This is a genomic window from Komagataeibacter sp. FNDCR2, from assembly GCF_021295395.1.
Taxonomy (GTDB): domain Bacteria; phylum Pseudomonadota; class Alphaproteobacteria; order Acetobacterales; family Acetobacteraceae; genus Komagataeibacter.
On the sequence record NZ_JAIWOU010000001.1, the window covers coordinates 1,805,399 to 1,830,572 of the forward strand.

22 protein-coding genes, 1 tRNA gene, 1 pseudogene and 1 riboswitch are annotated in these 25,174 nt (G+C 64.7%); of the genes and pseudogenes, 14 read left to right on the forward strand and 10 right to left on the reverse strand.

What is annotated here, in order from left to right; genetic code table 11:
* Window positions 1–46: 46 nt before the first annotated feature.
* On the reverse strand, window positions 47–874 hold the full coding sequence (rlmB, locus tag LDL28_RS08550; protein WP_233058170.1) for a 23S rRNA (guanosine(2251)-2'-O)-methyltransferase RlmB: 828 nt from the start codon (window positions 872–874) through the stop codon (window positions 47–49).
* 115 nt (window positions 875–989) lie between these two features.
* Between rlmB and LDL28_RS08555 the strand changes: the two genes are divergently transcribed.
* The 7 genes from LDL28_RS08555 (at window position 990) to LDL28_RS08585 (ending at window position 9,194) form a co-directional block, all read left to right on the forward strand.
* A tRNA-Tyr gene (locus LDL28_RS08555) sits at window positions 990–1,075 on the forward strand.
* A gap of 408 nt (window positions 1,076–1,483) precedes the next feature.
* Window positions 1,484–1,933, forward strand: a complete 450-nt coding sequence (locus LDL28_RS08560) for a cupin domain-containing protein (protein WP_233058171.1) — start codon at window positions 1,484–1,486, stop codon at window positions 1,931–1,933.
* A gap of 204 nt (window positions 1,934–2,137) precedes the next feature.
* Window positions 2,138–4,699 (forward strand): EAL domain-containing protein, encoded by a 2,562-nt coding sequence (locus tag LDL28_RS08565; RefSeq protein ID WP_370636374.1) that lies wholly within the window; start codon window positions 2,138–2,140, stop codon window positions 4,697–4,699.
* Window positions 4,700–4,752: 53 nt separating this feature from the next.
* On the forward strand, window positions 4,753–5,712 hold the full coding sequence (locus LDL28_RS08570; RefSeq protein WP_233058173.1) for a ribokinase: 960 nt from the start codon (window positions 4,753–4,755) through the stop codon (window positions 5,710–5,712).
* 30 nt (window positions 5,713–5,742) lie between these two features.
* Window positions 5,743–5,971: riboswitch (cobalamin riboswitch) on the forward strand.
* Window positions 5,972–6,228: 257 nt separating this feature from the next.
* Window positions 6,229–7,770 carry a carbohydrate porin gene (locus LDL28_RS08575; protein WP_233059242.1) on the forward strand — a complete coding sequence of 514 codons (1,542 nt, stop codon included), beginning with the start codon at window positions 6,229–6,231 and terminating at the stop codon, window positions 7,768–7,770.
* A gap of 237 nt (window positions 7,771–8,007) precedes the next feature.
* Complete coding sequence (locus LDL28_RS08580; protein WP_233058174.1) at window positions 8,008–8,640, forward strand: hypothetical protein; 633 nt, start codon at window positions 8,008–8,010, stop codon at window positions 8,638–8,640.
* A gap of 8 nt (window positions 8,641–8,648) precedes the next feature.
* Window positions 8,649–9,194 (forward strand): peptide deformylase, encoded by a 546-nt coding sequence (locus LDL28_RS08585; protein ID WP_233058175.1) that lies wholly within the window; start codon window positions 8,649–8,651, stop codon window positions 9,192–9,194.
* On the opposite strand, the gene LDL28_RS08590 is transcribed toward LDL28_RS08585, so the two are convergent.
* On the reverse strand, window positions 9,164–9,892 hold the full coding sequence (locus LDL28_RS08590; protein ID WP_233058176.1) for a response regulator: 729 nt from the start codon (window positions 9,890–9,892) through the stop codon (window positions 9,164–9,166). The two genes, LDL28_RS08585 and LDL28_RS08590, sit on opposite strands and share 31 nt — an antisense overlap.
* Before the next feature lie 5 nt (window positions 9,893–9,897).
* Window positions 9,898–10,602 carry a phosphate signaling complex protein PhoU gene (gene phoU / locus LDL28_RS08595; RefSeq protein ID WP_233058177.1) on the reverse strand — a complete coding sequence of 235 codons (705 nt, stop codon included), beginning with the start codon at window positions 10,600–10,602 and terminating at the stop codon, window positions 9,898–9,900.
* 171 nt (window positions 10,603–10,773) lie between these two features.
* Between phoU and LDL28_RS08600 the strand changes: the two are divergent.
* Window positions 10,774–13,123 (forward strand): annotated as a pseudogene (locus tag LDL28_RS08600) (TonB-dependent receptor).
* Between the two features lie 19 nt (window positions 13,124–13,142).
* Here the strand turns inward: LDL28_RS08600 and panB are convergent.
* Window positions 13,143–13,973 (reverse strand): 3-methyl-2-oxobutanoate hydroxymethyltransferase, encoded by an 831-nt coding sequence (gene panB / locus LDL28_RS08605; RefSeq protein ID WP_233058178.1) that lies wholly within the window; start codon window positions 13,971–13,973, stop codon window positions 13,143–13,145.
* Window positions 13,974–14,414: 441 nt separating this feature from the next.
* Here panB and LDL28_RS08610 point away from each other — a divergent pair, with 441 nt between their 5' ends.
* Both LDL28_RS08610 and LDL28_RS08615 read left to right on the forward strand, forming a co-directional pair.
* Window positions 14,415–15,410, forward strand: a complete 996-nt coding sequence (locus LDL28_RS08610) for a hypothetical protein (RefSeq protein ID WP_233058179.1) — start codon at window positions 14,415–14,417, stop codon at window positions 15,408–15,410.
* 159 nt (window positions 15,411–15,569) lie between these two features.
* Window positions 15,570–17,594, forward strand: a complete 2,025-nt coding sequence (locus LDL28_RS08615) for an AAA family ATPase (protein WP_370636375.1) — start codon at window positions 15,570–15,572, stop codon at window positions 17,592–17,594.
* A 13-nt stretch (window positions 17,595–17,607) separates the two neighbouring features.
* On the opposite strand, the gene LDL28_RS08620 is transcribed toward LDL28_RS08615, so the two are convergent.
* Window positions 17,608–18,450: a phosphatase PAP2 family protein gene (locus LDL28_RS08620; protein ID WP_370636376.1), complete on the reverse strand. Its 843-nt coding sequence runs from the start codon at window positions 18,448–18,450 to the stop codon at window positions 17,608–17,610.
* 143 nt (window positions 18,451–18,593) lie between these two features.
* Here LDL28_RS08620 and LDL28_RS08625 point away from each other — a divergent pair, with 143 nt between their 5' ends.
* A complete protein-coding gene (locus LDL28_RS08625) occupies window positions 18,594–18,803 on the forward strand; it encodes a hypothetical protein (protein ID WP_233058182.1) in 210 nt (69 codons plus the stop codon).
* Between the two features lie 28 nt (window positions 18,804–18,831).
* On the opposite strand, the gene LDL28_RS08630 is transcribed toward LDL28_RS08625, so the two are convergent.
* From LDL28_RS08630 to LDL28_RS08645, 4 genes are all read right to left on the reverse strand, one after another.
* Entirely contained in the window at window positions 18,832–19,170 is a 339-nt protein-coding gene (locus tag LDL28_RS08630) for a hypothetical protein (protein WP_233058183.1), read from the reverse strand.
* 298 nt (window positions 19,171–19,468) lie between these two features.
* On the reverse strand, window positions 19,469–20,455 hold the full coding sequence (locus LDL28_RS08635) for a TrbI/VirB10 family protein (protein ID WP_233058184.1): 987 nt from the start codon (window positions 20,453–20,455) through the stop codon (window positions 19,469–19,471).
* Window positions 20,455–21,378, reverse strand: coding sequence for a TrbG/VirB9 family P-type conjugative transfer protein (locus LDL28_RS08640; RefSeq protein ID WP_233058185.1), 924 nt, complete (start codon window positions 21,376–21,378; stop codon window positions 20,455–20,457). The genes LDL28_RS08635 and LDL28_RS08640 overlap by 1 nt, the downstream gene beginning before the upstream one ends.
* Window positions 21,375–21,602, reverse strand: a complete 228-nt coding sequence (locus LDL28_RS08645) for a hypothetical protein (protein WP_233058186.1) — start codon at window positions 21,600–21,602, stop codon at window positions 21,375–21,377. Before LDL28_RS08645 ends, LDL28_RS08640 begins: the two co-directional genes overlap by 4 nt.
* Before the next feature lie 95 nt (window positions 21,603–21,697).
* Here LDL28_RS08645 and LDL28_RS08650 point away from each other — a divergent pair, with 95 nt between their 5' ends.
* The 3 genes from LDL28_RS08650 (at window position 21,698) to LDL28_RS08660 (ending at window position 24,329) form a co-directional block, all read left to right on the forward strand.
* Window positions 21,698–22,444 carry a lytic transglycosylase domain-containing protein gene (locus LDL28_RS08650; protein ID WP_233058187.1) on the forward strand — a complete coding sequence of 249 codons (747 nt, stop codon included), beginning with the start codon at window positions 21,698–21,700 and terminating at the stop codon, window positions 22,442–22,444.
* A gap of 132 nt (window positions 22,445–22,576) precedes the next feature.
* Entirely contained in the window at window positions 22,577–23,113 is a 537-nt protein-coding gene (locus tag LDL28_RS08655) for a DUF1269 domain-containing protein (protein ID WP_233058188.1), read from the forward strand.
* A gap of 97 nt (window positions 23,114–23,210) precedes the next feature.
* Entirely contained in the window at window positions 23,211–24,329 is a 1,119-nt protein-coding gene (locus tag LDL28_RS08660) for a major royal jelly family protein (protein WP_233058189.1), read from the forward strand.
* A 16-nt stretch (window positions 24,330–24,345) separates the two neighbouring features.
* Here the strand turns inward: LDL28_RS08660 and petA are convergent, their stop codons facing one another.
* On the reverse strand, window positions 24,346–24,981 hold the full coding sequence (gene petA, locus LDL28_RS08665; protein ID WP_233059243.1) for a ubiquinol-cytochrome c reductase iron-sulfur subunit: 636 nt from the start codon (window positions 24,979–24,981) through the stop codon (window positions 24,346–24,348).
* Between the last annotated feature and the right edge of the window lie 193 nt (window positions 24,982–25,174).

Below are 25,174 nucleotides of genomic sequence, written 5' to 3' on the forward strand. Positions count from 1 at the left end.
CGGGACCGATCCGGTCCTTATCTCTGTTATGGTATTAAGGTCTTGCCTAACGGTGGCGGTACATTTCGTACAGCGCGACCGCCGCGGCGTTGGATACGTTCAGGCTTTCCATGTGGCTGCTCATGGCCAGACCCGCGATTTCATCGCAATGCTCGCGTGTCAGCCGCCGCAGGCCCGCCCCTTCCGCGCCCAGCACCAGCGCGACACGCCGCTGGCTGAAGGACGCGCCATCCAGTATGCCGCCCCCCGCATCCAGCCCGACCACCCACAGCCCACGGGTCTTGAGGGCTTCAAGCATGCGGGAGAGGTTGACCACCCGTATCAGCGGCACGATTTCCAGCGCGCCGGACGCCGCGCGCGCCAGCGTGCCGGTTTCCTCCGGTGCGTTCCGGTCCTGCATCACGACCGCCACCGCGCCGAACGCCGCCGCCGAGCGCAGGATCGCGCCCACGTTGCGCGGATCCGTGACCTGATCGAGCACCAGAACCGGCCCCGGCTGTTCCAGCACGGTATCCAGATCGGGCGGGGTCAGCATGTCCACCAGCAGCGCCATGCCCTGATGCACCGCATCCGGCCCGCATAACGTATCAAGCCGGGCGCGCTCGGTCCGCACGGCCTGGATGGGCAGGCCCCCTTCCAGCCTTGCGGCCAGCGTTTCCTGCGCTTCCGCCGTGACCAGAAGCTGGCGCGGCTTGCGGGCCGGGTTTTCCAGCGCCGCCTGCACGGCATGCAGCCCGTACAGCCAGCATGTGCCACGCGGGGCCGAGGCTACGCCACGGCCGCCACGGCCGCCCCGCTCGGAAGCGGGACGGGTGGAAGAAGTGGAATGCGGCGCGGATGACGCGCCGCGACGGCGGGGTGTGCGCATGTTCATGGTCGTTTCTTAAGCCCAACTCCGGCCCGCGTCATTCCCCCAATTGAAGGGGATGAAGTTTTTCATGCCACCCCTTGACTCCCCCCACCATACCCCTTAATTACCGCGCCAACCCGGAGGGATGCCCGAGTGGCTAAAGGGGGCGGACTGTAAATCCGCTGGTGTACGCCTACGTTGGTTCGAATCCAACTCCCTCCACCATTTTCCCTGAATTGCGAATAGATCGAGAACCCTGCACGGCAGGTTCCCCCGTGTTAACGGCGCGGTAGGAATTCGGCTGTATTCTGGATCGCACGTTGCAGGGGGTGAAGGTTATACGGGTGCCTTTACATCGCCTGCCACCTTTCCGCTGGACTGCCGAATAACCGCATGGACTAGATCCATGCCACTTCGTGTAATGAACAAATATAAATCAGATCATATTTTATGGTCATGCTTTAATTAAAGTCAGTATTGAAGTTTTCATAACCTGCCCTGGGCTGTTCCTGCCTATGCTGGATGGCATTCAAAATCATGTGAAGCCATTCGGCGGTTTTCTGAATATTATGGAAATATCCCCTCTCTCGCGCGCTATACTTTGCCGGATAATGATTTAACGGAAAGACACAGATGCCGAGATTATACCTTGCCATGGCTGCCTGCCTGTCACTGGCCGCAACCGCCAGCGCGGCGGGCCATGCCCAGACCGTCGCCTCCGGCCATCGGGACATCCTGCTTCAGACCGACCATGCATGGAATGGCATGACGTATGGGAACTATCCCACCACCCAGCCGGAACTGACTATGATCCGGCTGACCATTCCCGCCCATACCGCCCTGCCATGGCATACCCACCCCGTGCCGAACGCCGGCTACGTGCTGGAAGGGCAGTTGACGATTCATGACCGCGAAACCGGAAAAAGCAGAACCTTTCACCAGGGTGAGGCGTTTGCTGAATCGGTCAATGACACGCATCGCGGTGAATCGGGCGATACCCGGACCGTCGTGCTCCTGACCTATGCCGGAACGCCGGGCACCCCCACATCCATCCCCGCCAAGGGAGAAAAGCCGGAATACTGACGGCGGACGGACGAAAGGGAGGATGTCATTTTGTTGTGGCAATACAATGTGGAAGGCAGTCATCAAGGACAGCGCGGCACACATGAACATAAATTGACGCCCCCTGTTGCCTGACAGGCTGTGCCGTTCCACACTGCCGCCCGCGTAACGCGGGTTGGCCGCTACAGAAGTGTAATGAGACGACACACAGTGAAAGAGGCAGCAATGTCGGACATCGCACGGATATCTTCCCCTTTGCTGGAGAAGTTGCCGCTTGCCGTCATGATAGCGGATGTGTCCGGCTGTATCATCTATGGCAATCCGCGCGCGCGCCACATGACCGGACATGACGCCGCCGAACTGGAGCAGACCCGGCTCGGCCGGCTTTTTCCGGACAGTCCCCCGCCGGTCGATACCGGATGCGGCGCGGTGGATGTGAACGCCCCCTATCAGGAGCCAGCGTGCATCGCCGCGCCATCCGCATGCGGGCCGGGATGCCGCACCATGCTGCGCCGCAGGGACGGGCTGAGCATACCCGTGCGCCTGTGCCGTGAAAGCATAAGCTGGGAGGGGGCCCGCTACGAACTGCTCACGCTACAGGACCGCCGGGAAGAAGAGCGCCTGCGCGAGGAAGTCGAGATCAGCAAGCTGATCGTGCACGCGACCGACCGGGGGATCCTGACACTCGACCCGCACTGCCATATCACCCATGCCAACAGGGCCATCACCACGCTGCTGGGGATGGAGGCGGACGCCCTGCATGGCGCGGCCTTCGGCGCGCTTCTGTCCGGCGGGGAAGGTGATATCGAGACCCTGCGCCAGTTCCACCACCACCTCTCCCAGCGCACCGGATTCGAACTGGACGTACGCACCCGTGGCCCCCGTGGCGCGGAGTTGCGGCTGCGCTGCGCGGTCACGCCGCATTATGACGCGGATGGCGCGCTGACGGATATTATCGTCGTCCTGCACGACATCACGCAGGAACTGCAGTTGCGTGAATTGCAGCGTGATGTGGTCGAGGCGCTGACCGACCAGTTCCCGCTGAATGAAATGCTGGACTTCATGTGCCGCCGCATCGAACTGATCGCGCCGGACTGCATGGCCGTGGCCATGCTCAGCACCGGCGCCATCCTGCGCCCCGGCGGGCATGGCAACATTCCCATGCCCATGCTCCACGCGCTGGAAGGCATGGAAGCCAGCACCGCCGGAGGGGCCTGCGGCACGGCCATCGTCACGGCGGAGGAAGTGGTGGTGCCGGATTTCATGACCGAAACCCGCTGGCCCGCCCAGCGCAATGTTGCCCTCCAGCACGGGCTGGCGGCGGAATGGGCGGTTCCCATCATCCTGCGCAATGGGGATGTCGCGGGTGGTTTCTCGCTATATTTCCGCAAATCCGGGCAGCCGGACGCCTGGCACCGGCGCATTGTCAACGCCTGCGCGCATCTGGCCATGCTGGCGATCGAGCAGCAGCGCAGCCACGAATCCATCCTGCGCCTGTCCTATACCGACCGCCTGACCAGCCTGCCCAACCGCATGTGGCTCAACCGCCGCATGCAGGAACTGGACAGCCGCATGGCCGCCAGCCCCATCAGTCTCATGATCATCGACCTCGACCGCTTCCGCAAGATCGTGGAAGCACTGGGGCAGGGGCGCGCGGACCAGTTGCTGCTGGCGCTCGCACACCGGCTGCGCGACAGCATCATGGGGCGCGACGTGCTGATCCGCACGGAAGGGGACGAATTCGTCATACTGACGGAGGAAAGCGCCTCCGATGTCACGCTGCTGGCTGAACGGACCATCCACCAGCTTGAAGAACCGTTCACCATCGATGGCATCCCGGTCAGCGTTTCGGGCAGTATCGGCATCAGCACCCACCGCGACGGGCAGGAGGTGGAGGAATCGCTGCGCCAGGCCTATACCGCGCTGGCGCAGGCCAAGAAGGCGGGGCGGGGCTGCTACCGTTTCTTCCACCCGTCCATGACCCGGCAGACCAATGACCACGTCATCCTGGCCTCCAACCTGCGCGAAGCGATTGCCGACCGGCGGCTCACCCTTGTCTACCAGCCGCAGGTGAACGTCGCGACGGGCACGCTGCATGGGGTGGAAGCCCTGTCGCGGTGGACCGATCCGGTGCTGGGCGCGATCCCGCCGGGGCGGTTCATTCCCGTGGCGGAGGAAACCGGGCAGATCCGCGCGCTGGGTGCGTGGTCGCTGCGCGTGGCGTGCGAGCAGATGGCCAACTGGATCGCGCGCGGCGTTCCGGTGCCGACCATATCCGTCAACCTGTCCGCCATCCAGTTTCAGGACCCCGAACTGGTATCGCAGCTTGCCACCGTCCTGCACCAGACCAACGTGCCGCCGGAACGGCTGATCGTGGAACTGACCGAAACCACCATGATCGAAAACTTCGACCAGACCATGACCACGGCGGCCGCCATCCGCAACCTGGGCATCGGGCTGTCGATGGATGATTTCGGCACGGGCTATTCCAGCCTCGCCAACCTTGCCAGCCTGCCGCTGAGCGAAGTCAAGATCGACCGCAGTTTCATGAAGGGTTTCGGCAGCACCGGCAACGTACGGCAGGTGGTGACCGCCATCATCCGCATCGGCCACACACTGGGCATGACCGTGATTGCCGAAGGGGTGGAGGAACCCGACCAGTGCAGCGAACTGCGCGCGATCGGCTGCGATGTGATACAGGGCTATTACTTCGCCCGCCCGATGGATACCGCATCACTTGATACATGGATCCGCGAACGCCGGGCCGAGCCCGTCACCTGCCCCTGACCGGGCAGCGGGCTCATGGCCCGCCCCCTTTCCAGCACGACAACAGGTTGGTCATGTCCGCGCGCCCTGCCCATATTGCCGTGATCGGCAGCACGAATATTGATTTTGTCGCGCATGTCAGCCACTTCCCCCGGCCCGGTGAAACGCTGCATGTCCACGATTCCGCAACGGGGCTGGGCGGCAAGGGCGCCAATCAGGCCATTGCGGTGGCCCGGCTGGGGCAGGCCGTGGAACTGGCGGGCTGGACCGGGCGTGACATGCTGGCCGACATGGCGCGCGCCACGTTGCATGAGGTCAGGGTCAACACCCACTGGCTCCTGAGCGACGGGCTTAACGGCACGGGCCGGGCCTTCATCACCATAAACCAGGCGGGCGAAAACCAGATTCTGGTCGATGGCGGCGCCAACATGGCGCATGGCGATACGGCCTGTCCCCTGCTCTCTCCCGTGCTGGCGCAGGCCGCCATGGTGATGATGCAGATGGAAATGGACCCCGCGCTGATGGTGGCGCTGGCCCGGCAGGCACGCGGAATGGGCATTCCCGTCATGCTCGATCCCGCCCCCGTGCCTGCCGCCGGCCTGCCGGACGCCCTGTATGCGCTGGCCGACATCATCACCCCCAATGAAAATGAAACCCGCGCGCTGACCGGCATCCTGCCCACGGATCAGGCCACCGCCCTGCGCGCGGCCGACATCATGCATGCGCGCGGGACGGGCACGGCCATCATCAAGCTCGGGTCACGGGGCGTGGCCTATTCCACCATTCACCCGCGCGAAGGGGAGGATGCACGGGGGTTCGTCCCCGCTTTCCATGTGCGGAGCATCGATACGGTGGCGGCGGGGGACTGCTTCAATGCCGGGTTGGCCACCGCCCTTGTGCGGGGCCAGACGCTTGCCGGGGCCGTGCGCCATGGCGCGGCCTGCGGGGCGCTGGCCACCACGCGGGCGGGCGCGGCGCAGGCCGCGCCGGATGCGGCCGAGGTAGCCGCCCTGCTGGCGCGCGAAAAAGAGTGATCTTGCGCACTGGCCCGCAGGCTTTATAGTCCGTTGCAACAAGTCAGCGGTCCCGTGCGAACGGGCGAGAAAGGGAATGCCGTAAACCCCGGCGGGGTGTGATGCCCGGGGGCGCAGTCGGCAACTGTACCCGCAACTGTAGGCGGAGAGTGCGTTATCCGGCGCTGCGACAGGCAGCAACCACTGGTTCCGGCCGGGAAGGTGGAGAACGTGCCGTGACCCGCAAGTCAGGAGACCTGCCGTTGTCCTTCAACAATATCGCCGGGCGGGCATAACCGGAGATGGACGCAAGACAATGGACCCGACCGGCTAGCATCCCGTTCCCCCTGCACTAACCCCGATCCGGCACCAAGATGCCGCTTTCTTCTGGTCCTGCGCGGACCAGCCCATCCTGACGGGATGTTTTTTTCAATGAATCTGACGACCCTTTCCTTGGCACGCCCGATGCTGGCACGCCCGATGCTGGCGCGCACCGTGCTGCTGCCCTGCGTACTCGTTGCTGGTGGCCTCGGGGCGATGGACGCCCACGCACAGGCCCCGCGCACCCAGCTTGCCGATGACCGCGCCCGCCTTGGCAACTCCACCCCCCTGATCGAACAGATCGACCCCACGACGGTACGCGATTCCGTGCGCGCCAATGCCGAAACGACGCAAAGTGTTACGGATACCGACAGCCTCGACACCAGCGGCAATCTTCTGGGCGACATGGGTGGCGCGCGCCCGTGGCTGTATAAACACGGCATTACTTTCAATATTCAGGAAGTGGACGAAGTCTGGGGCAATGGCACCGGCGGTTCGGCATCGGGCAATGATGGCGCGGGCGGATCGGGCACCGGCCCGTCCTATGATGGTGTGACCATGCCCACCCTGACCGTCGATACCGAGAAGCTGTTCGGGCTCAGGGGGGGCCTGTTCAATGTCAGCGCGCTCCAGACACGCGGGCGCTCGATCTCGCAGGACCACCTGGCCAATTTCAACCCCATCAGCGGGTTCGAGGCCGATCGCTCCACCCGCCTGTTCGAGCTGTGGTACCAGCAGTCCTTCCTGAACGGAAAGCTGGATGTAAAGATCGGGCAGCAGGATCTGGATACCGAATTCCTGATCAGCGATTACGCCTCGCTTTACCTCAACGCCAATTTCGGCTGGCCCATGGCGCCTTCGGTCAACCTGTATGGCGGCGGCCCGTCATGGCCGCTGTCGTCCCCCGCCATCCGCATCCGCTACCGGCCCAGCGAGAAGTTCACCTTCATGTTCGCCGCGGCCGACGACAATCCGCCGGGCAACCGCTACAACTCCATCCCCATCCAGCAGGCCACCGGCTCCATCAGCGGTTATAATCCCGACCCGACCAGCCAGACCACCAACGATGGCAGCGGCACGCAGTTCAACATGGGCAACGGCGCGCTGCTGATCACCGAACTGCAATACGCGCTCAATCCCCAGCCCGCCGACATGACCAACACGACAAAGAACCCCGGCCTGCCGGGCATCTACAAGCTGGGCGGGTATTACGATACGGCCAAATTCCCCGATTACCGCTACAACCAGCATGGCGGCTCGCTGGGGGCCGCCACACTGGCCGCCAGCCCCACGCAGTCCGACCTGACGCCGCGCTGGGACCGGGGCAACTGGATGGTCTATGGCATCATCGACCAGATGATCTGGCGGCCCTCGCTCACTTCCCCCCGCTCGGTGGGCGTGTTCGCGCGCGCCACGGGCAATGGTGGCGACCGTAACCAGATCAGCTTCGCCATTGATGCGGGCATCAACCTCAAGGCCCCGTTCAGGGGGCGGGACAACGACACGATCGGGCTGGGCTGGGGCATCGGCCGCGCCAGTTCGGGACTGCGCCAGTTCGACCGGGACCGCCAGACGATGGTGCAGGGCAATGAAAACCACCTGGAACTGACCTATCAGGCGCAGGTGACGCCATGGATGGTGATGCAGCCGGACTTCCAGTATGTGTGGCACCCTTCAGGCGGCACGCCGGACTGGACCGGCCTGCGTCGCGTGGGGGATGAAGCGATCTTCGGCCTGCACAGCAGCATTACATTCTGATGGGAAAATCCGCGGCGCCACATGCCCCCATATCCCGCCGGGCGGCACGCTGGCGCTTCTGGTGATCGTGATGCTGTTCGCACCGGGGGCCGCAAGCGCGCCCGCCCCGACAGGAAGAGACAAAAGCACAGGGCGGTATTGAAAATTTATATTATTGTGAGCCCAATGCCGCTTCTATAGGCCAGAGTGAACAGGCGCGTGATACTGTCACGCGCCCTATTGCAAAGGAAGAAACCGTTGCGCCGTCTTGTTGCTATCTGTATCCCGCTCGGTCTGGCCGCCTGCGCGCAGCACACGCCCCGCCCCATGGCGAATTACTGCCGCCAGCCCGCGGTAACCGCCGCCGTGGTGGCCGCCGCCAACCGGACCCCCGGCGCAACCTCGCCCGCCATCCGGTTTGTGGACGGCACGGTCAAAAGCGCCATCTATAACGACCATGTGCAGGTCATGACCTGCCATGGCAGCCTGGTGCGCCGGGACGGCACGCAGCAGGACGGCGTCGCCATTGCCCGCCTGTCCCACCTGCATACGGGCTGGAAACAGATCTGGCGCACATCCGTCGCCACGCATCAGTGGATCGCGGATGAGGACATCAACAAAAACCGGCTGGACCAGTACGCCGCGTATTACGACCATACGCCCGATGCCTGCAAACCCTTCGCCCATGACCTGTTCTATGGCGCGCCCAAATCCGACAAGGACACCGCCCACCTGCGCGAGACGCTGTACGACTGCCTTGCGGACCACAACGTCAAGCCCCTGCGCCCCGTATCGGGCGTGGATCATACCTACAGCCCGTTCGGCATGAATTTCTACATTCCCTACTATACCAACCTGAACGCGGACGATAACGGTCCCTTCCTGTACTGACCGCGCCCATGGCCATCCTGCCCCTCATCCGCTTTCCCCATCCCTGTCTGGAACAGGTGGCAAGCCCTGTTGACGCCACGGCCGCCGCCACGGGGCGACTGGCGCATGACCTGCTTGAAACCATGCATGCCGCCCCCGGCATCGGCATGACCGCCTGCCATGCCGGGATCATGCAGCGGCTCGTGGTGATCGACCTGCCCACCGACGGGCACGGCCCGCGTATCTATGCCAACCCGGAAATTATCTGGAACAGCACGGAAACCGCAACGCGGGAGGAAGGCAGCGTGTCCATGCCCGGCATCCACGCGCCCGTCACCCGGCCGGAGCGCGTGCGGGTCCGCTATACCCGGCCTGATGGCACGCAGGCGGAAGACGCGGCCGATGGCCTGCTGGCGCTGTGCCTCCAGCATGAAATCGACCAGATCAACGGCATTTTCTGGATCCGGCGGCTGTCACGCCTGCGCCGTGACCGGGTGCTGAAACGGTACGCGAAGCTTGAACGTGACCACGCGATGGCCGGCGTTCAGTCCACTTTCCCGTCATCAAGCATATAGCCGCTGGAGCGCACCGTGCGGATCAGGTCCGCCCCCCCCGTGGCGTTCAGCGCCATGCGCAGCCTGCGGATATGCACATCCACCGTGCGTTCCTCCACATGGATGCGGTCATCCCATGCGGCGGCCAGTATTTCAGCGCGTGAGAACACCCGGCGTGGGTTGCGCATCAGATGCAGCAGGATGCGATATTCCGTCGGTCCCAGCGCCAGCGCGCTTCCCGCGCGGGTCACGCGCCGCGCCCCGTGGTCAAGGGTGATGTCGGCAAAGGCCAGTTCATCGGATGGCTGGGCCGCGACAGGATCCGCCACGCGGCCCCGGCTGCGGCGCATGACGGCCCGCACGCGGGCGTGCAGCACATCCATCCCGCAGGGCTTGACCAGATAGTCATCCGCGCCAAGGTCAAGCGCGCGGATGGAATCCTGTTCCTCCCCCCGCGCGGTCAGCATGATGACGGGCAGGTAGCGCGTCGCGGTGGCCATGCGCAGCCTGCGGCACAGATCCACCCCCGACAGGCCCGGCATCATCCAGTCCAGCAGCACGAGGTCGGGCTTCCATTCCGCCACTTCCCGCAGCGCGTCCACGCCATTATCCACCGGCATGACGGCGTGACCGGCGGCCTCGAGATTATAGACCAGCATGACGGACAGGGCAGCATCATCCTCCGCCACAAGGATACGGAGCGGCTGGTCAGCCTGCACGGATGTCAGTTCCCCTGTCCTGAAAACCCGCCACGCGGCCGGACAACGGGCAGGATCTCGCCCGTTGCGGTATAATAGACACGCTCGGCGATGTTGGTGGCGTGGTCGCCGATGCGCTCAAGGTTCTTGGCGATGAACAGCAGGTGCGTGCACGGCCCGATATTGCGCGGGTCTTCCATCATGTAGGTGACCAGTTCGCGGAACATGGCGTTGTACAGTTCATCCACCGCCGTGTCGGACTGCCAGACTTCACGCGCGAGATCGGCGTTGCGCTGGCTCATGGCGTCGATGGCGCGGCGCAGGTTGTCCTGCACCAGCCGCCCCATGCCCCGTAGCCCGCTTACCGAAACGCGCGACGCCAGAAGTTCCGCCCGCAGCGAACGCCGCGCGATGGAGGCGGCGCAGTCGCCAATGCGTTCCATGTCCCCCGTGATCTTGAGCGCGGAGACCACTTCGCGCAGATCCCCCGCCACCGGGGAGCGCAGGGCGAGGATGCGTATGACCATGGCCTCCACATCGCGTTCAAGCGTATCGACCTGCGGGTCAAGGTCGGAGGCGACACCGGCGGCGTTTTCGTCACGGTCGGCAATGGCGGCGACGGCCTGCGATGTCTGCCGTTCCACCAGCCCGCCCATGCGCGCCATCATGGAACGCAGATGCTCCAGTTCCTGCTCGTAGCTGCGTACGATGTGTGCCGATTCCTGTCCCACCCGGAAACCTTCCTGCCTGCCCGCACAATTATACGGGATGTGCCCGATAACAGGGCTTACGATACGCCTTGTGCGTATATTATAGCGGTCGCCGATTTGTTCAAGCGATGTCATGCCCGGCAAGGGGTGGCACAAAATAATGAAATAAAAAGATTTTTTCAGGAACATTCAATGCCGCGCATGCCCTGCCCCCCGCGCGCGCCCGATGGTGGCGCCTTTTCATACCGGCACATGCTTACGGCGGCACTGGGCGCGATGCTGGGGCTGGGGCCGGGCATGGCGGCGGGCAATGACAACACACCCCCCTCCGCCACCACGCCGCCACCCACCCCGCACCCGCCCGTGAAGGTGGAAACGCTGCGGGTGACCAGCCAGCGCGTGGTCGGCACCCAGCCCGGCGGCGGGCTGATCCGGGTGGAGGACGCGGCCAAATCCGTCAGCACCATCGGCACGGATTTCATGCGCAAGCAGGCCCCCAGCGCCACGGCGTTCGACATGGTCAGCCTGCTGCCCGGGGCCAATGTCTCCTCATCCGACCCGCTGGGCTTTTCACCCCAGACCAATATCAGCGTACGCGGGCTGGGGGGGGGATTCGATCGGCTACCTGCTCGAAGGCATGCCGCTGAACGATATTGCCTATTACAACGGCTATCCCGGCCAGTTCGCGGATACCGAGAATTACCAGAGTGTCGCGCTGGAGCAGGGATCGGCGGATCTGGACGCCCCCGTGCTCAACGCGGCGGGGGGGCTCATGAGCATGTCCTTCCGCGACCCCTCCACCCGCGCGGGCGGGTACGCGGATGTATCTTATGGGTCATACAACACCAACCGGCAGTTCCTGCGGCTGGAAACCGGGCAGATCGGGCATACCGGCATACGCGGCTTCGTATCGTATTCCCACGGTTATACCGATAACTGGCGTGGCCCCGGCCATGACGAGCGCCAGCATATCGATTTCAAGTTCCTGCGTGAATGGGGGGCGGGCAACCGCGTCTCGGTCATCGGGACATGGAATACGATGGTCGCCAGCTACTATCCGCCCGTGGACAAGGCGGACTGGCAGGCGGAAGGCCCGCATGGCGCGGCGAACAACCTCGCCGCCACCTACAACCCCAACGACGCCGCCGGGGGCACGGATTACTGGGCGCTGTACCGCCAGCCGGAGCGGATATTCTACATGGCGGCCCCGGCGCGCCTTACGCTGGCGCGCGACCTGCACCTCAAGCTCACGCCCTATGCCCAGTGGAGCTACGGCAACGACCCCGGTGGCACCACCATGGGGGAAACCGGGATGTTCAGCGGCCCAAGCCCCGCAGGCGTGCCGGATGCCGATGCCGTGGTGCGCGCCAACTGGACCCAGACCAGCTACCGCGCCGGCTTCAACGCGGCGCTGGACTGGCAGCTTGGCAACCATGACCTGGTGTTCGGCTACTGGTACGATTATTCCGATGACAGCGAACACCAGCCCTTCACCGCCGTGAGCGCCAGCGGCAACGCGGCCGACATATGGGTGGACCGGATCAGCCGCACCATATTGCTGCCCGATGGCCAGCAACTGGACGCGGGCAGTTACCACATGATTTCACAGACCAATGCGCTGTACCTGGGCGACCGGATGCACTTCCTGGGCCACAGGCTCATGGTGGATGTCGGCTTCAAGGAAGTGATGCTGGACCGCCAGGGCACCACCACCCCCGCCATGGGGGCGCAGAGTGCGGCGGGCAGCAACACGGCCGTACCCCTGCCGCGCATTGCGATCCGCTATCGCATCACACCCCGGCACATGGTGTTCTTCAACACCACGACCAATTTCCGCACCCCCGATGAAAGCGCCCTGTTCGGCGGGGTCACGGCCAGTGGCATCGCAACGCAGCTCAGGAACGAATATTCCGTGTCCGAGGAACTGGGCTACCGCTACAGTGGCGACCTGATCGTCGGCAGCCTGACCCTGTTCAACTATGATTTCACCAACCGGGAAATCCAGACGCTGCTGAACGTGAACGGCGCGCAGGTGGACTCCACCATCAATGGCGGGGGCCAGACATCACGCGGGGTGGATGTGGAAATGGGGCTCAAGCCCTGGCACCACTTCGCGCCCTACCTGTCGGGTGAATACCTGCACGCGACCATTGACAGCGATATCCCCTCCGCCAGCGGGCTGCTCCCCACGCGCGGCAGGACGGCGGTGGAAAGCCCCACCCTGCAGGCCTCCGCCGGGCTGAGTTACGATGATGGCCATATCTTCGGCATCGCGTCCGTCCATTACACGGGGCGGCAGTATTCCACCTTCATGAACGACGAACGCATGCCCGACCACACCACGGGCAATCTGGCCATAGGCTACCGCATGGATGACCACGCCTTCCTCTCGCATCCCGAATTCCGCATGAATTTCATCAACATCACCAACCAGCATTACCTGTCCGGCGTGGCAACCCCCACGCTTACGGCGGCTGAAGGCCCGCAATATTACGTGGGCGGCGGGCTGGCGGTGCTGTTCACGGCGGCTTCGGGGTTCTGAGGGGAGACCGGTACGGCCTTCATCCCGGCTCGATCTGGCGGCGCACGCCAAAACATTCCGCCGGGCCGGGAAAGCGGCGGGTGCGCACATCTTCCGCGTAGCGGGCGGCGGCATCGTCAATCACGCGCCCCACATCCGCGTAGCGACGGACAAAGCGCGGGGTGAACGCCCCAAACGCGCCCAGCATGTCATCGACCACCAGCACCTGCCCGTCACAGGCTGGCGAGGCGCCGATACCGATGACCGGCACGGTCATGCCGGTCGTGATATCGCGCGCGACGGGTTCCACCGTGCCCTCCAGCACAATGGCGAAGGCGCCCGCGGCCGCGATGGCATGGGCGTCCGCCCGCACCTTGCGCGCCTGGTCCGCATCGCGCCCCTGCGTGCGGAAACCCCCGGTGGTCTTGACCGCCTGCGGCATGAGTCCCACATGGCCGCACACGGGAATGCCCCGCTGGGCAAGGAAACCGACCGTCTCCGCCATTTCCGCGCCGCCTTCCAGCTTGACCGCGCCACAGCCGGTTTCCGCCATGATGCGGGCGGCGTTGCGGAACGCCTGCGCGGGGGATTCCTGATAGGAACCAAACGGCATGTCCACCACCACCAGCGCCTGACGCGAACCGCGCACCACCGCGGCGCCATGGGCGACCATCATGTCCATGCTGACGCCCAGCGTATCGGGCAGGCCATAGACCACCATGCCCAGCGAATCCCCCACCAGCAGGACATCGACATGCGCATCGAGCATGCTGGCCATGGGCGCGGTATAGGCCGTCAGCCACACACCGGGCACTTCACCCTTCGTGACATCACGTATGGTCCGCCGCCGGGGCTGTTCCACATTGCCCATGCCTGCCTCTCTCCTGCCATTATCCATCGGGTATAATGGCTTCTGGCATATTGCAGCACTCCGGTGTTTGCAAATCCCCGCCGGAAGGGCGCGTCAGGCCATGCAATCCTGTAGGCGAACCAATGCGCCCCATGCCGCGTTACGGGCGGCGTCAGGACAACACGCTACCGGAAACGTTACGGGCCGGCCGGGCAACCTGTCATGGATTTAATGCGATATTAATAACCATTATCATATTCCATGCCTATAATGGCAATGTGGGGTGTGACCGCAAAGCGTTCCCGCACCACCCCGACCCGACGCCCGATACATGAACCCTGATCCAGTGTAACCCGTCGCGCCCCGCTTCCCCACGCCGGGACAGGCAGGCACAGACCGCCGTGTAAAACACCTGCCCGATACTGCAGATCCTCTGGCCATACATATTTCAAGGACCGCCCGATGCGTGAAACACGTTCCGCCCCGGCTATCTGGCACATGCAGCATTCCCGCCCCGAGACGCTGGTAAACTATTTCGACCCCTGGCAGCCGATCGCCCGCCAGCTCGACCTCCTGTCCAACCGCTTCAGGACCGTCAGGGCGCTGTGCGACGTGCAGGCAGGCGCTACGGAAGCGGAAAACGCCAGCCTGCTGGAGCTGTGCGACGCGCTTGCCTTCCACCTGATCCGGGCATGCATGTGGTGGCAGGTCGATTTCTCGCCGCGCGCGGTAACCGGGATGTCGGCCACCAGCTTCATGATCCATGCCCGCCGCCATACGGAGCGCGTGGTGGAAGATGAAAGCCTGCTCGATGTCCTGACATGGCAGCATTACATGCACCGCACCGACGCCGGGCACATCATGGTGACCGGGACCGACCCGCTATGCCGGGGCGCCACCACGATCCTGTACGGGATTGACGGCCGGCGCGGCTTCCGCTTCGCCATGCGCCGCGCTGGCGGGGCACCGAACTGGAACGACATCACCTATCCGGATTTCGTGGCCGCCTGCCTGAACGCGCGCGCGCTGCATTGCCTGATCCAGACCGAATGCACCGCCATAGGCGAATGGGACCTGGCGCGCGACGAGCATACACAGGCGGCAAGCTACCATACGCAGTATTTCCGCACCATCGGGCAGGCCAACCCGGTGGAACGCTACGCCATGGCGCTGGAGCAGCTTGGCCGCTTCCATTCCCGTTTCGGACGCTTCGAGATGGAGAACATCGTCAATCATCTCGCCTTTGCCGTGGCGCAGGCGGCCCATACGCAGGGCGCCAGCATTGCCGACCTGCTGCGCAATGGCACGGACCGGCCCATCAACCCGCGAATCGCGGGGAGCCTGAAAAAGCGCGCCCTGACCCATGTCGCCACCGGCACCGACCCGCTGCGGCGCACGGAACTCGATACCCTGCTTACACAGGTGGAAACCGGCTTTGCCCTGTCGCACCGGAGCTGAAACCGGGGGGAGGAAAAAACATATCGCACTCCCCCCACGACATCCGGGCCTGCACTACCTATATTCATGCTGGAGTAGCAGGAGACCCGATTAATGGCAGTAGCCAAAAGCAGAAGACCAGCACCCCGCCGCAGGACGGTACAGGTCCGCTCGCCGCGCGTGCGCGGCGAGACGCGCCGCCTGCTGGAAATGCTGTGTATGCTGCATGGTTCGATCCATCGGGGATCGCGTGATGCCGGGGCGCTGGTCCGCTGCGTGGTGCAGGCCCAGCCCGACCTTGACCTGCCGGACAAGGTGCTGCCCGCCGCCCCCCGGCATGATGGTGAAAACCCGCCCACGGCCATGGAATGGAAACGCCTTGGCCACGCGCTGGAAGAAGCGCGCGTGCAGCATGGGGGGGAGCGGGGCTATGTGGATACATGGCTTGAGGAACTGACCCAGGCCACGGGGCTGGGCCGCGTGGCGAGCGAGGTTCTGGGCCTGGCCATGTGCTACCGCCTGAACGGGCATTTCGAACAGTTATGGGATGACCTGTGCGAGAACCGTTCGCGCGGGCCGTTCCTGTGCGAGGACATCCCGCTGCTGCACCTGCTGCTGGGGCAGGAGGAAGACGACCTCGCCACCGCCCTCGCGCCGGAGGGGCAGTTGCGCATGAGCGGTCTCATGACCGTGGATGAGGACGGGGACATCACCCTGCTGCCCCGGCTCATGGCGCTGATGAACCGGCGCGCGAACGTGGTGGGGGACATCCGTTCGCTGCTGCTGGGCCAGCCGCGCGCGGCCACCCTGCCGTGGGAAGCCTTCGCCCATCTGGGCCAGCAGGCCGAAATCGCGGCTAAGCTGCTGACCGCCGCGATCCGCCAGCACAGCACGGGCATCAATATCCTGCTGTACGGCCCGCCCGGGACCGGCAAGACCGAGTTCGCCGCGACGCTGGCCCGCCACATCGGCGCGATCCTGTATCCGGTGGGCGAGGCCGACAGCGCGGGCGACGAACCCTCGCGCCATGAACGGCTGGCCGACCTGCGGTGCAGCACGCGCCTGCTGCGCAATACGGATTCCATTCTCCTGTTCGATGAGGCGGAGGACCTGTTCACCTCCAGCCTGTTCGACCCGCCCCAGTCCTACAGCCGGGTCTTTTTCCACCGCATGCTGGAACAGGGCGGGACACCCGTGATCTGGACGGCGAACGACCTGAACACGCTCGGCCCCGCCATCGCGCGGCGCATGGCGCTGTGTATCGAAGTCCGCCAGCCCGGCATCGGCGTACGCACGCGGCTGTGGCAGGACATGGCGCGGGAGGAAAAGGTTGCTCTGGCCCCGGCGGACGCGGCGGATCTGGCCCGCGCCATTCCGGCGGCGCCCGCCATCTTCCGCAACGCGCTGCGCTCCACCCATCTGGCGGGGGGTGATTCCGCCATGGCCAGCATGATCGCAACCGGGCTGGCCCGCGCGGCGGCGGGGGGGCAGATGCCCATGCCCGCGCAACCCGACGTGACGGATTACGACGCCACCCTGATCAACGCGGATTGCGACCTTCAGGCCCTGACCCGCCGCCTGGCCCGGCCGGGCGCGCCGCGCGCGGTCTCGCTGCTGCTGTCCGGGCCGCCGGGTTCGGGCAAGAGCGCCTATGCCCGCCATCTGGCGGCGGAAATGGACATGCCCGTCCTGCAAAAGCGCGCCTCCGACCTGCTGGACAAATACGTAGGCCAGAGCGAGCAGCAGATCGCCGCCGCCTTTGCCGAAGCGTGTGACGGCGGGGCCTTCCTGATTATCGACGAGGCCGATGGCCTGCTGGGGGACCGGCGCACTGCCGAACGGTCGTGGGAAATCAGCCAGGTCAACGAGATGCTGACATGGATGGAACAGCACCCGCTGCCCTTCGCCTGCACCACCAACCTGGTGGAGAAGCTGGACCCGGCCAGCATGCGGCGCTTCCTGTTCCGGGCGCGCTTTGGCTATCTGACCCATGACCAGGCGGAGCATGCGTTCCGCCGTTTCTTCGGGCAGGAGCCGCCCGCCGGCCTGCGGCATGCCCAGACGCTGGTGCCTTCGGACTTCGCGCTGGTGCTGCGCCGCGCGCGGCTGCTGGATGAAAACCCCACGCCCGGGGAACTGCTCGCGCGCCTTCAGGCCGAAATCGCGGGGCGTGAGGGAAACAGGCGGATCGGGTTCATGTCCTGATCCGCGCGTAACGTCATTGGGGCGGGTGGGCGGCGGCGTCCGCCTCCATCGCGCATTCGGTGGCGGGGGGCGCGGCCATGGTGGCGCGCAGGGCCGTAAGCTCCGCCCGGGCGGCCTCCATGTCCTGCCGGAAGCCCTCATCCTGTTCCATGGCTGAATACAGCACGCCGCCATTGAGCCAGCCCGCCACGACATCACTGTGCCACTGCACGCCACACACGACCCGGCTTTCGCCGAACACACGGGCGCGCTGCATGATCCATGCCGTGCGTTCCGGCAGCATGTCGGACAGCACCAGCCCCGCAACCCAGCCCAGCGTCGCGTGAAAGGAGGGATAGGACGGATCCCCCTTCAGGTCGGCGCGCAGCGGAATGCACAGTGGTAGTTCGACCTCGGTAAACGGGCGGGAGCGGTTCCAGAGCATTTTCTGTTCATGCACGACGGGCGCGAGACGCCGTTCGATCCGTGTCATCAGGCCGACCAGTTCGGGCAGATGCTCCGGCGGCAGGGTAAAGCCCACGGCACAGGAAAAGGCGGCGACCATATGGGCGGGCGTATCACGGTTATCGGCCTGCGCCAGTTGCCACCGGGGCGTGCCCTCCAGCGCACGGGTGATGGCGTAGATGCTGGCATCCGTCGCGCGCTGCGCCGTATCCGGGCCGGGGGGTGGGGGCAGGAAGATCTGTCCATCGGGCAGCGGCGGCCCGGCAGGGATGTCCGCCGCCGCCACCGGGTGATGCGCGCCACCCGTGGCGTGATGATGCGGATGCGCGCGGGCCGGAACAGGCAGCGCCAGCAGCCCTGTCATGACACAGGCGGCCAATCCATGCGCGACGGCACGACATTCGGGGCGCATCTTCATCCTATCGGTTCACCAGTAGCCACCCTTCCGCGCATAGCATGCGGGTGGATACTGGCAAGGGCCGATGGATGGCGACATGCCTTCTGCCCCGGTCCATTTTATGGCAGACTGGCCGCCCAGCCCGGAGAGACGCAGCGATGAACCGCAGAAACCAGATATGGCCTACTTCGATCAGCCCCGTGCGGATCGGCCTGTGCGTTGTCGGGCTGACGCTGGTGATTGTCCAGTTCGTGCATGGACTGCACATAAGCCCGGATTCCATGCCGGGGCAGGTCATGTTCCACATCGCCATGCTCGCGCTGGGCACGATCCTGTTCGTGGCGGGGATGTGGGGGCCGTCTCTTTAAGTCAGCCAGTCTTTTTCAGAACAGCTTCCTACCTGTTTTCCGAATCCGCGCCACTGCCGTTTTCCGTAATCCCGGCGCGCGATGGGGCATCGGAGCCCGGTTCCACCGTCCGGCTCATACGGGCAACGCCCCGGTCATCCCCAAAGCCGCGACCGGAGACGCGGCGGCGCGGAGCCGGGTTTTCCATCAGCACGTTTTCCAGTGCTTCGGGATCGGTGCGCTCGGCTTCATCAAACAGTTCATCGGCGCGGGCCTGATCGCCTTCACGCTCGGCCCGCAGCCCGGCCTCCGCCAGCCTGCGCGCGGTCCCGTGCTTGCCTTCGCCCGCATCATCGGGGCGGTCATCATCATTTATGAAACGGGGCATCGGAATTCCCTTTCCTGACATTGCATGAACATGGGCGACCTGAACCCGATCATCGCGCCAAACCGGAATATAATTCAACCATAAAATAAATATGGGAAACCGGGAATTAATTACTTAACAGGAATAATATTTGTGTTTTAGTACTGCCTGTATATACTTTACAAAGAAAGCATCCTGTTCTTTTTTGTAAAAAAGAACCAAAAAACTTTTGATGATCCGGGAGCTTTCTGCCGGGCAGGACAGGGAACGGGAACAGGCTTCCTTTTCTTCAGAAAAAGAAGATTGGACCTTCCCCTACCTACCGGTCGGTCAGCGTATAGACACTGCTGAAGCTCAGATCCCGCGCAACATATATCTGCACGATATTACCCTGCTGCACATACAGGCTGGGGGGCACGTTGCTGGTCTGGGTCAGAATGATTTTTTCCACCTGCCCGGCAACCGAATCCGTATCGCTGCTGGTGGTGGAAATGCTGGTCGTACCGGGTTTGGAGGCAAGGTTGGTAATGGCCTGCACCATCATCTGGCCGATATTGGTAATGATCGACACCATGATCGCATCCCCGAACCGGGCCCAGAAATGGGTGTTGACCTTGCCCTTGATCCCGCTGCCGCCCAGCGGCGTGGTGCCGGGGCTGAGCAGGTCGATGGTGACCCCTTCGGGGTTGCGCAGGCGCAGCCAGTTCACGAAAATCCGCTTCTGGCCGTATTGCAGGGCCGATGTCACCTCTCCTTCCGCCAGCGCACCCTTGTCGATCAGCCGGACCTTGCCATTGATGGAATAGACATCATGGCTGACCCGGCAGCTCACCATGCCGGGCAGGGTGGTATTGATCTCGTTTATCGTGCCGCATGGAATCAGGGTGCCCTTGCCGACCGTCAGGTTCTGGTCATGCATCATGCTGGCTACCGCGGGGGCCATGCTGTCCGGCTCAAGGCGGGTCTGCAGGGGGTTATCGGACTTGGTAACAGCAGGCGCCGTGGACGCCGGGGCGGCGGGGGTCGTGTCGGCCACCGGGGTCGCGAACACGAAATCATGGCCCAGCCTGCGCTTCATCGCGGCAATTTCCACGCTATCGGCGGCGGGCGGCGGCGCGGGTGCGGGCGGGGCGGCGGTGGGTGCGCAGGATGCCTGTCCCTGCCCATCCACCATGACCGTGCCGCCGGGACATTTGAGCGTGATATGGGCCGCGTCATCCGCGCGCGCGGGGCCACCCGCGCCCAGGGCCGCCACCCCCGCGCCCGTGGCCAGCACGACCCCGGCCAGAAAAGGGCGCGCGCGCATCACGAATCCCCGTCGCGATCACGCGCGACGCGCCTGACCAGGGGCGAGATGGTCCCGTTCGCCGTACTGCCGAGCGAGGGATTATACGCATCATTCACCACGCCGATGACAAGCGCGCCATAGCGGATGCGCCATTCCCGCGCGGTGGTCTGGGCGGCCAGGATGTTGTGGTCATGCCCCAGGACAACCGCGTTCACCACCATTTCCTGACCACTTTCGTTCATGACGTACAGGGTGGGCAGCACCCCGTTTTCAGGAAAGCGGAAATAGGTGAAACGGTAATCGTCCCATACATTCAGCGGAGCGATGGCACGGTCCTTTTCCCCGTCCGAACGCCGGTAGGCCGTATTATGCGGGCCGTTGCCATATACATCCGCCAGTTCGGCCTGGATGTGGCTGGCATGGGCGGCGGCGGCTTTGCGGCTGTCCTCCTCGTCAGGGTAGAGATAGGTCAGCTCCACCGTGGCCTGCGCCAGCGCCCACGGCGTGGCGGCGAAAGCGGTGCGCATATGGCCATCGGCGCCCTTTTCCTCACGCCCGCCCACATAATGCAGCAGGATGTGATAGACGTGCCGATCGGTCACGATGGTCAGGTTGGTGTCGCTCTCCTGCGCCTTGGGGCGGATGAAGCAGTGGTTTTCACGGCAGGCGAAGGACCAGCCGCCTTCCTCACCAAAGGCATGGGTGACGTAATGCTCATCGGGCGAGAGGGTGATGTCGGTCGCGATCCCGACCACGCCCTCGACCTCCACCGTGTCGCGCGGGTTATAGACAACCGACTTGATGCGGTAATCGTAGGGAGAGGTACTCTTGACGCCCGTCGCCCCCGCGCCCTGCGGGCACAGGCCCGCGACCGCCAGCCCGGCCAGCAGGCCCCCCACCATCATGCCGCCACGCGTGCCGGGCCGATCGGTCGCCATCATGGGGTTGCCTCCTGTCCCGCCGGGGGGGATTGGTCGGAAGGCGGGGGCGCATGGTTGGCCAGTTCAGGCGGCAGGGTGCGGTTGACCGGAACCAGATGGCGCATGTTAGGCTGCACGACCCGCCCGGGCTGGGGGGCGCAACCCGCCAGCAGCAGGCCCACCGCCGCCATGGTGGCATAGAGCGTAACGGAGCTGCGGTGAACGGGCCCTGTTTCATACCTCACAGGCAGGCACATCCAGCTTTGACCAGAATGACCGCTAGTTGCTTAATTCCATTGCCTGATGCTGCCTGCATGGCGAAAGGATAAAAAAGCCCTCCATGCTTTGCAAGTCCGGGAAGGAAAAACCGCACTACCTCCGTATCGTCGTGCTCATGGCGTTCCTGGTCGCGGGACCGGCGCGCGGCGCGCAGGCCGAAGCGCTTGCGACGCTCGCCCACCGCTGCGCACCCGACATGTCGCCCCATACGGTCGCACTCATGGTGCGCCGGGAATCCGCGGGCGTGCCGTGGGCCATTCATGTCAATGGTCCCTACCGGCTGCCCCGCCCGCCCGCCAGCACGGCGGAAGCCATGGCCACGGCGCGCTGGCTCGCGGGGCATGGGTATGATTTCGATCTCGGGCTGCTTCAGGTCAACAGCCGCAACGCGGCCCGGTTCGGCCTCGCCCCGGCCCGCATGCTGGAGCCCTGCCTGAACCTGCATGTGGCAAGCAGCATCCTGCATGAATGCTATCTCGCGGCCCTTCCCCATTTTCCCGACACGCAGGAACGCCTGCGCCATGCGCTGAGCTGCTACAATACCGGCAACGGAGAGCGCGGGCTGCGCAACGGCTATGTGGCCGGTCTGCTCACCCTTGCGGCACGGCAGGCCAGCGTGCCGGAAACGCTGATGATCCCCACCCTTGAAGCCCCGCCGGCCACGGATGCCAGCCCTTCCACCCCCACGCCGCCCCCGCCCGCCCCCAGCGATGGCCCGCAGGACAGCCCCCGTGGGCAGGACGCCTTTACCCACGCACCCGATGACGTGTTCACGCCCCGCCCCGACGCCCCGCAACCCGTGCGCTAGGCGGCAGACCTGCACCCCGCCGGGGGCATCCATTCCTAAAAACCGCCACGGAACAAAGCATTCATGCATGTAATATCATGCCATCCATCCGCCCCCGTTCCGGTGTGGCGGATATCATGAATGGAGTGACCCATGTCCGATCTGATTGTCGTCGGCTTTGACAGCCCGGATGAAGCCACGGCGGCCCTGACCGAATGCAAGAAGCTGGAAAAGGAATACCTGCTGGACCTGGAGGACGCGGTTGTCGTGGTCCGTGGCGCGGATGGCAAGCTGCACCTGCAACAGAGTGTGAACCTTGAAAAGGTCGGGGCCTCCTACGGGCTGTTTTCCGGCGGTTTCTGGGGCGCGCTGGTGGGGCTGCTGTGCCTGAACCCGCTGGCCGGCTTTATCGCGGGCAGCGTTGTCGGCGCCGGTGCGGGCGCCATTGCGGGCAAGATGTCCGATTACGGAATTGATGACAGTTTCATCAAGTCGCTCGGCTCCACCATTCCGGTCAACACCTCCGCGCTGTTCATACTGGTGCGCAAGTCACAGCCGGACAAGGTGCTGGCGGACCTGCGGCAGTTCAGGGGCCATGCCCGCTTGCTGCAGACCTCGCTCTCGCCCGAAAACGAGAGCAAGCTGCGCGCCGCACTGGGCCAGATGGCCGCCCCGGCGCCCGCGGCCTGATGGCCACACCCCGCATGGCCGCGACCATGCGGGGCCTTTTCACACGCAGGCGTGATACCACATTGCCCGCGCGGTGTTTCATCATGACCCCATGCAGATGATCCGTTCCCGCTGGCGCCTGCGTGGCGCGGTTCTCCTGGCCACGATGCTGGCCCTTCCCCCGTTCATGCGGCCCGCACGGGCACATCCGGAACTCCACACGGCATGGACATCCGCGCGCGTGCTCAACGCCGTGACCGTGGCGGATAACGGGCGGGTCTTCGTCTCCTTTCCCTATTGGGGCGGAGGGGGCGGCGCCGGGCCGACGGTGGCCGAGATCGACCGCAATGGCCAGCCACATGCCTTCCCCGATGCCCGCTGGAACCATCCCGATGGCACAAAGGGCGACCTGCAACCCTTCGTACGGGTCAACGCGATCCGCATGGGGCCGGACGGCCTGCTGTGGGTGGTTGATTCGGGCGATGCGAATGTAGGCGGCGCGCCCAGCCCGGCATCCGGCCCGCCCGCCCGCCTGCTGGCGTTCGATATTGCGACGGGCGGCGTGGTGCATGCCGTGTCGCTGCATGCGAGCAGCACGCCCCACAGCTACATGGATGACATCCGCTTCCATGGTAATACGGTTTTCGTAACCGATGCGGGGGATCCGGCGCTGGTCGTGGTCAACCTCCAGACCGGCCAGCAGCGGCGTGTCCTGTCCCATGACCGCTCCACGACCGATGAGCGCCCGATGTATGCCGAAGGGCGGCTGCTGCGCACGCATGACCAGCCGGTACGCATCCATGCCGACCAGCTCGAGGTCTCGCCCGACGGGCAGAAACTCTATTTCCAGCCCAGCTCCGGCCCGATGTGGGTCGCTCCCACCGCCGCGCTGGAAAACCCGGCCCTGTCCCCCGCCGACCTGTCGCGCAGCGTAAGCCTGTTTTATGACACGCCCACCACCGGCGGCACCGCCATTGACGGGGATGGCAACCTGTATGTGTCGGATGTCGACAAACTGCGCATCCTGCGCATCACACCACAGGGAAAGGCCACCACGCTGATCCGTGACAAAAGGCTGGTCTGGGCCGACGCCATGTGGATCGACACGCACGGCACGTTATGGATACCGGCCGTGCAACTGAACCGGACGGCCACGTTCCAGCCCGATGGCGTATCGCGCCTGCACCTGCCGGTGGCGATCTATACCATGGACCTGCATCTCAAACCCGTGCGCTAGGCGCGCACCCGCCGGCTCAAAGCTGGAGAATGGTCGAAAAATCAAAATCCTGCCCCGCCGGGTTCTCCCCCAGCCGGATAAGGGTGGGCGTGGGCATGCTATAGGGGGGCACCGGCAGGTTGTACGGTGCGGGCGCGCCCCGGAAAACCCGCCCCGCCAGATCGAACCGGGATCCATGACAGGGGCAGGCGTACCCACCCGGCCAGTTCCCTTCCCCCTGCCCCTGGGGTAGCGGGCGATAGGCGGGCACGCAGCCCAGATGCGTGCATACACCCACCACCACACCGTAACGGGGGTCGACCGAACGATGCCAGTTCGCCGCATAGGGCGGCTGCTGGAGATCGCGCGACCCGCCATCACGCAGCCGGTCGGTCAGGGCGGCATCGCGCAACGCGGCCAGGGCTTCGGGGGTGCGGTGGGTGATGAAGACCGGCTTACCCTGCCATGTCACCACGATCTGCTGGCCCGGCGGCAGGGTGGAGATGTCCACATCAACCGGCAGGTGCGCCGCCGCGCTGTCACGTGGGGCGAGGCTTTGCAGGAAAGGCCACAGGCACGCCCCTGCCCCCGCAGCCGCCGTGGCGGCGGTGACAAGCCCAAGGAAATTCCGACGTCCACCGGGTGTTGGCTGTGTATCCGATCCGTTTTCCATCATCATATTTTTATCGTCATCATGCCGGGAAAGAAAGGGCGGACGGGATTGCGCAAAAGTCGCCTTTTTGAAAAAAGGCGGCACGCCAGCATGACCCGTCCGGGCAACAGGAAACGCCCATGGGCGATATAATAAGGGAAGTCACGCAAGCCCCGGCAAAGCCGTGCCAGAACCGCCCGCCGCCCGGTCGGGC

Coding starts and splice junctions, on each gene's coding strand:
- rlmB (WP_233058170.1), bottom strand. CDS start 874: ATGAACATGCGCACACCCCGCCGTCGCGGCGCGTCATCCGCGCCGCAT.
- LDL28_RS08560 (WP_233058171.1), top strand. CDS start 1,484: ATGCCGAGATTATACCTTGCCATGGCTGCCTGCCTGTCACTGGCCGCA.
- LDL28_RS08565 (WP_370636374.1), top strand. CDS start 2,138: ATGTCGGACATCGCACGGATATCTTCCCCTTTGCTGGAGAAGTTGCCG.
- LDL28_RS08570 (WP_233058173.1), top strand. CDS start 4,753: ATGTCCGCGCGCCCTGCCCATATTGCCGTGATCGGCAGCACGAATATT.
- LDL28_RS08575 (WP_233059242.1), top strand. CDS start 6,229: ATGGACGCCCACGCACAGGCCCCGCGCACCCAGCTTGCCGATGACCGC.
- LDL28_RS08585 (WP_233058175.1), top strand. CDS start 8,649: ATGGCCATCCTGCCCCTCATCCGCTTTCCCCATCCCTGTCTGGAACAG.
- panB (WP_233058178.1), bottom strand. CDS start 13,973: ATGGGCAATGTGGAACAGCCCCGGCGGCGGACCATACGTGATGTCACG.
- LDL28_RS08610 (WP_233058179.1), top strand. CDS start 14,415: ATGCGTGAAACACGTTCCGCCCCGGCTATCTGGCACATGCAGCATTCC.
- LDL28_RS08620 (WP_370636376.1), bottom strand. CDS start 18,450: ATGCGCCCCGAATGTCGTGCCGTCGCGCATGGATTGGCCGCCTGTGTC.
- LDL28_RS08625 (WP_233058182.1), top strand. CDS start 18,594: ATGAACCGCAGAAACCAGATATGGCCTACTTCGATCAGCCCCGTGCGG.
- LDL28_RS08630 (WP_233058183.1), bottom strand. CDS start 19,170: ATGCCCCGTTTCATAAATGATGATGACCGCCCCGATGATGCGGGCGAA.
- LDL28_RS08635 (WP_233058184.1), bottom strand. CDS start 20,455: ATGCGCGCGCGCCCTTTTCTGGCCGGGGTCGTGCTGGCCACGGGCGCG.
- LDL28_RS08640 (WP_233058185.1), bottom strand. CDS start 21,378: ATGATGGCGACCGATCGGCCCGGCACGCGTGGCGGCATGATGGTGGGG.
- LDL28_RS08650 (WP_233058187.1), top strand. CDS start 21,698: ATGCTTTGCAAGTCCGGGAAGGAAAAACCGCACTACCTCCGTATCGTC.
- LDL28_RS08655 (WP_233058188.1), top strand. CDS start 22,577: ATGTCCGATCTGATTGTCGTCGGCTTTGACAGCCCGGATGAAGCCACG.
- LDL28_RS08660 (WP_233058189.1), top strand. CDS start 23,211: ATGATCCGTTCCCGCTGGCGCCTGCGTGGCGCGGTTCTCCTGGCCACG.
- petA (WP_233059243.1), bottom strand. CDS start 24,981: ATGGAAAACGGATCGGATACACAGCCAACACCCGGTGGACGTCGGAAT.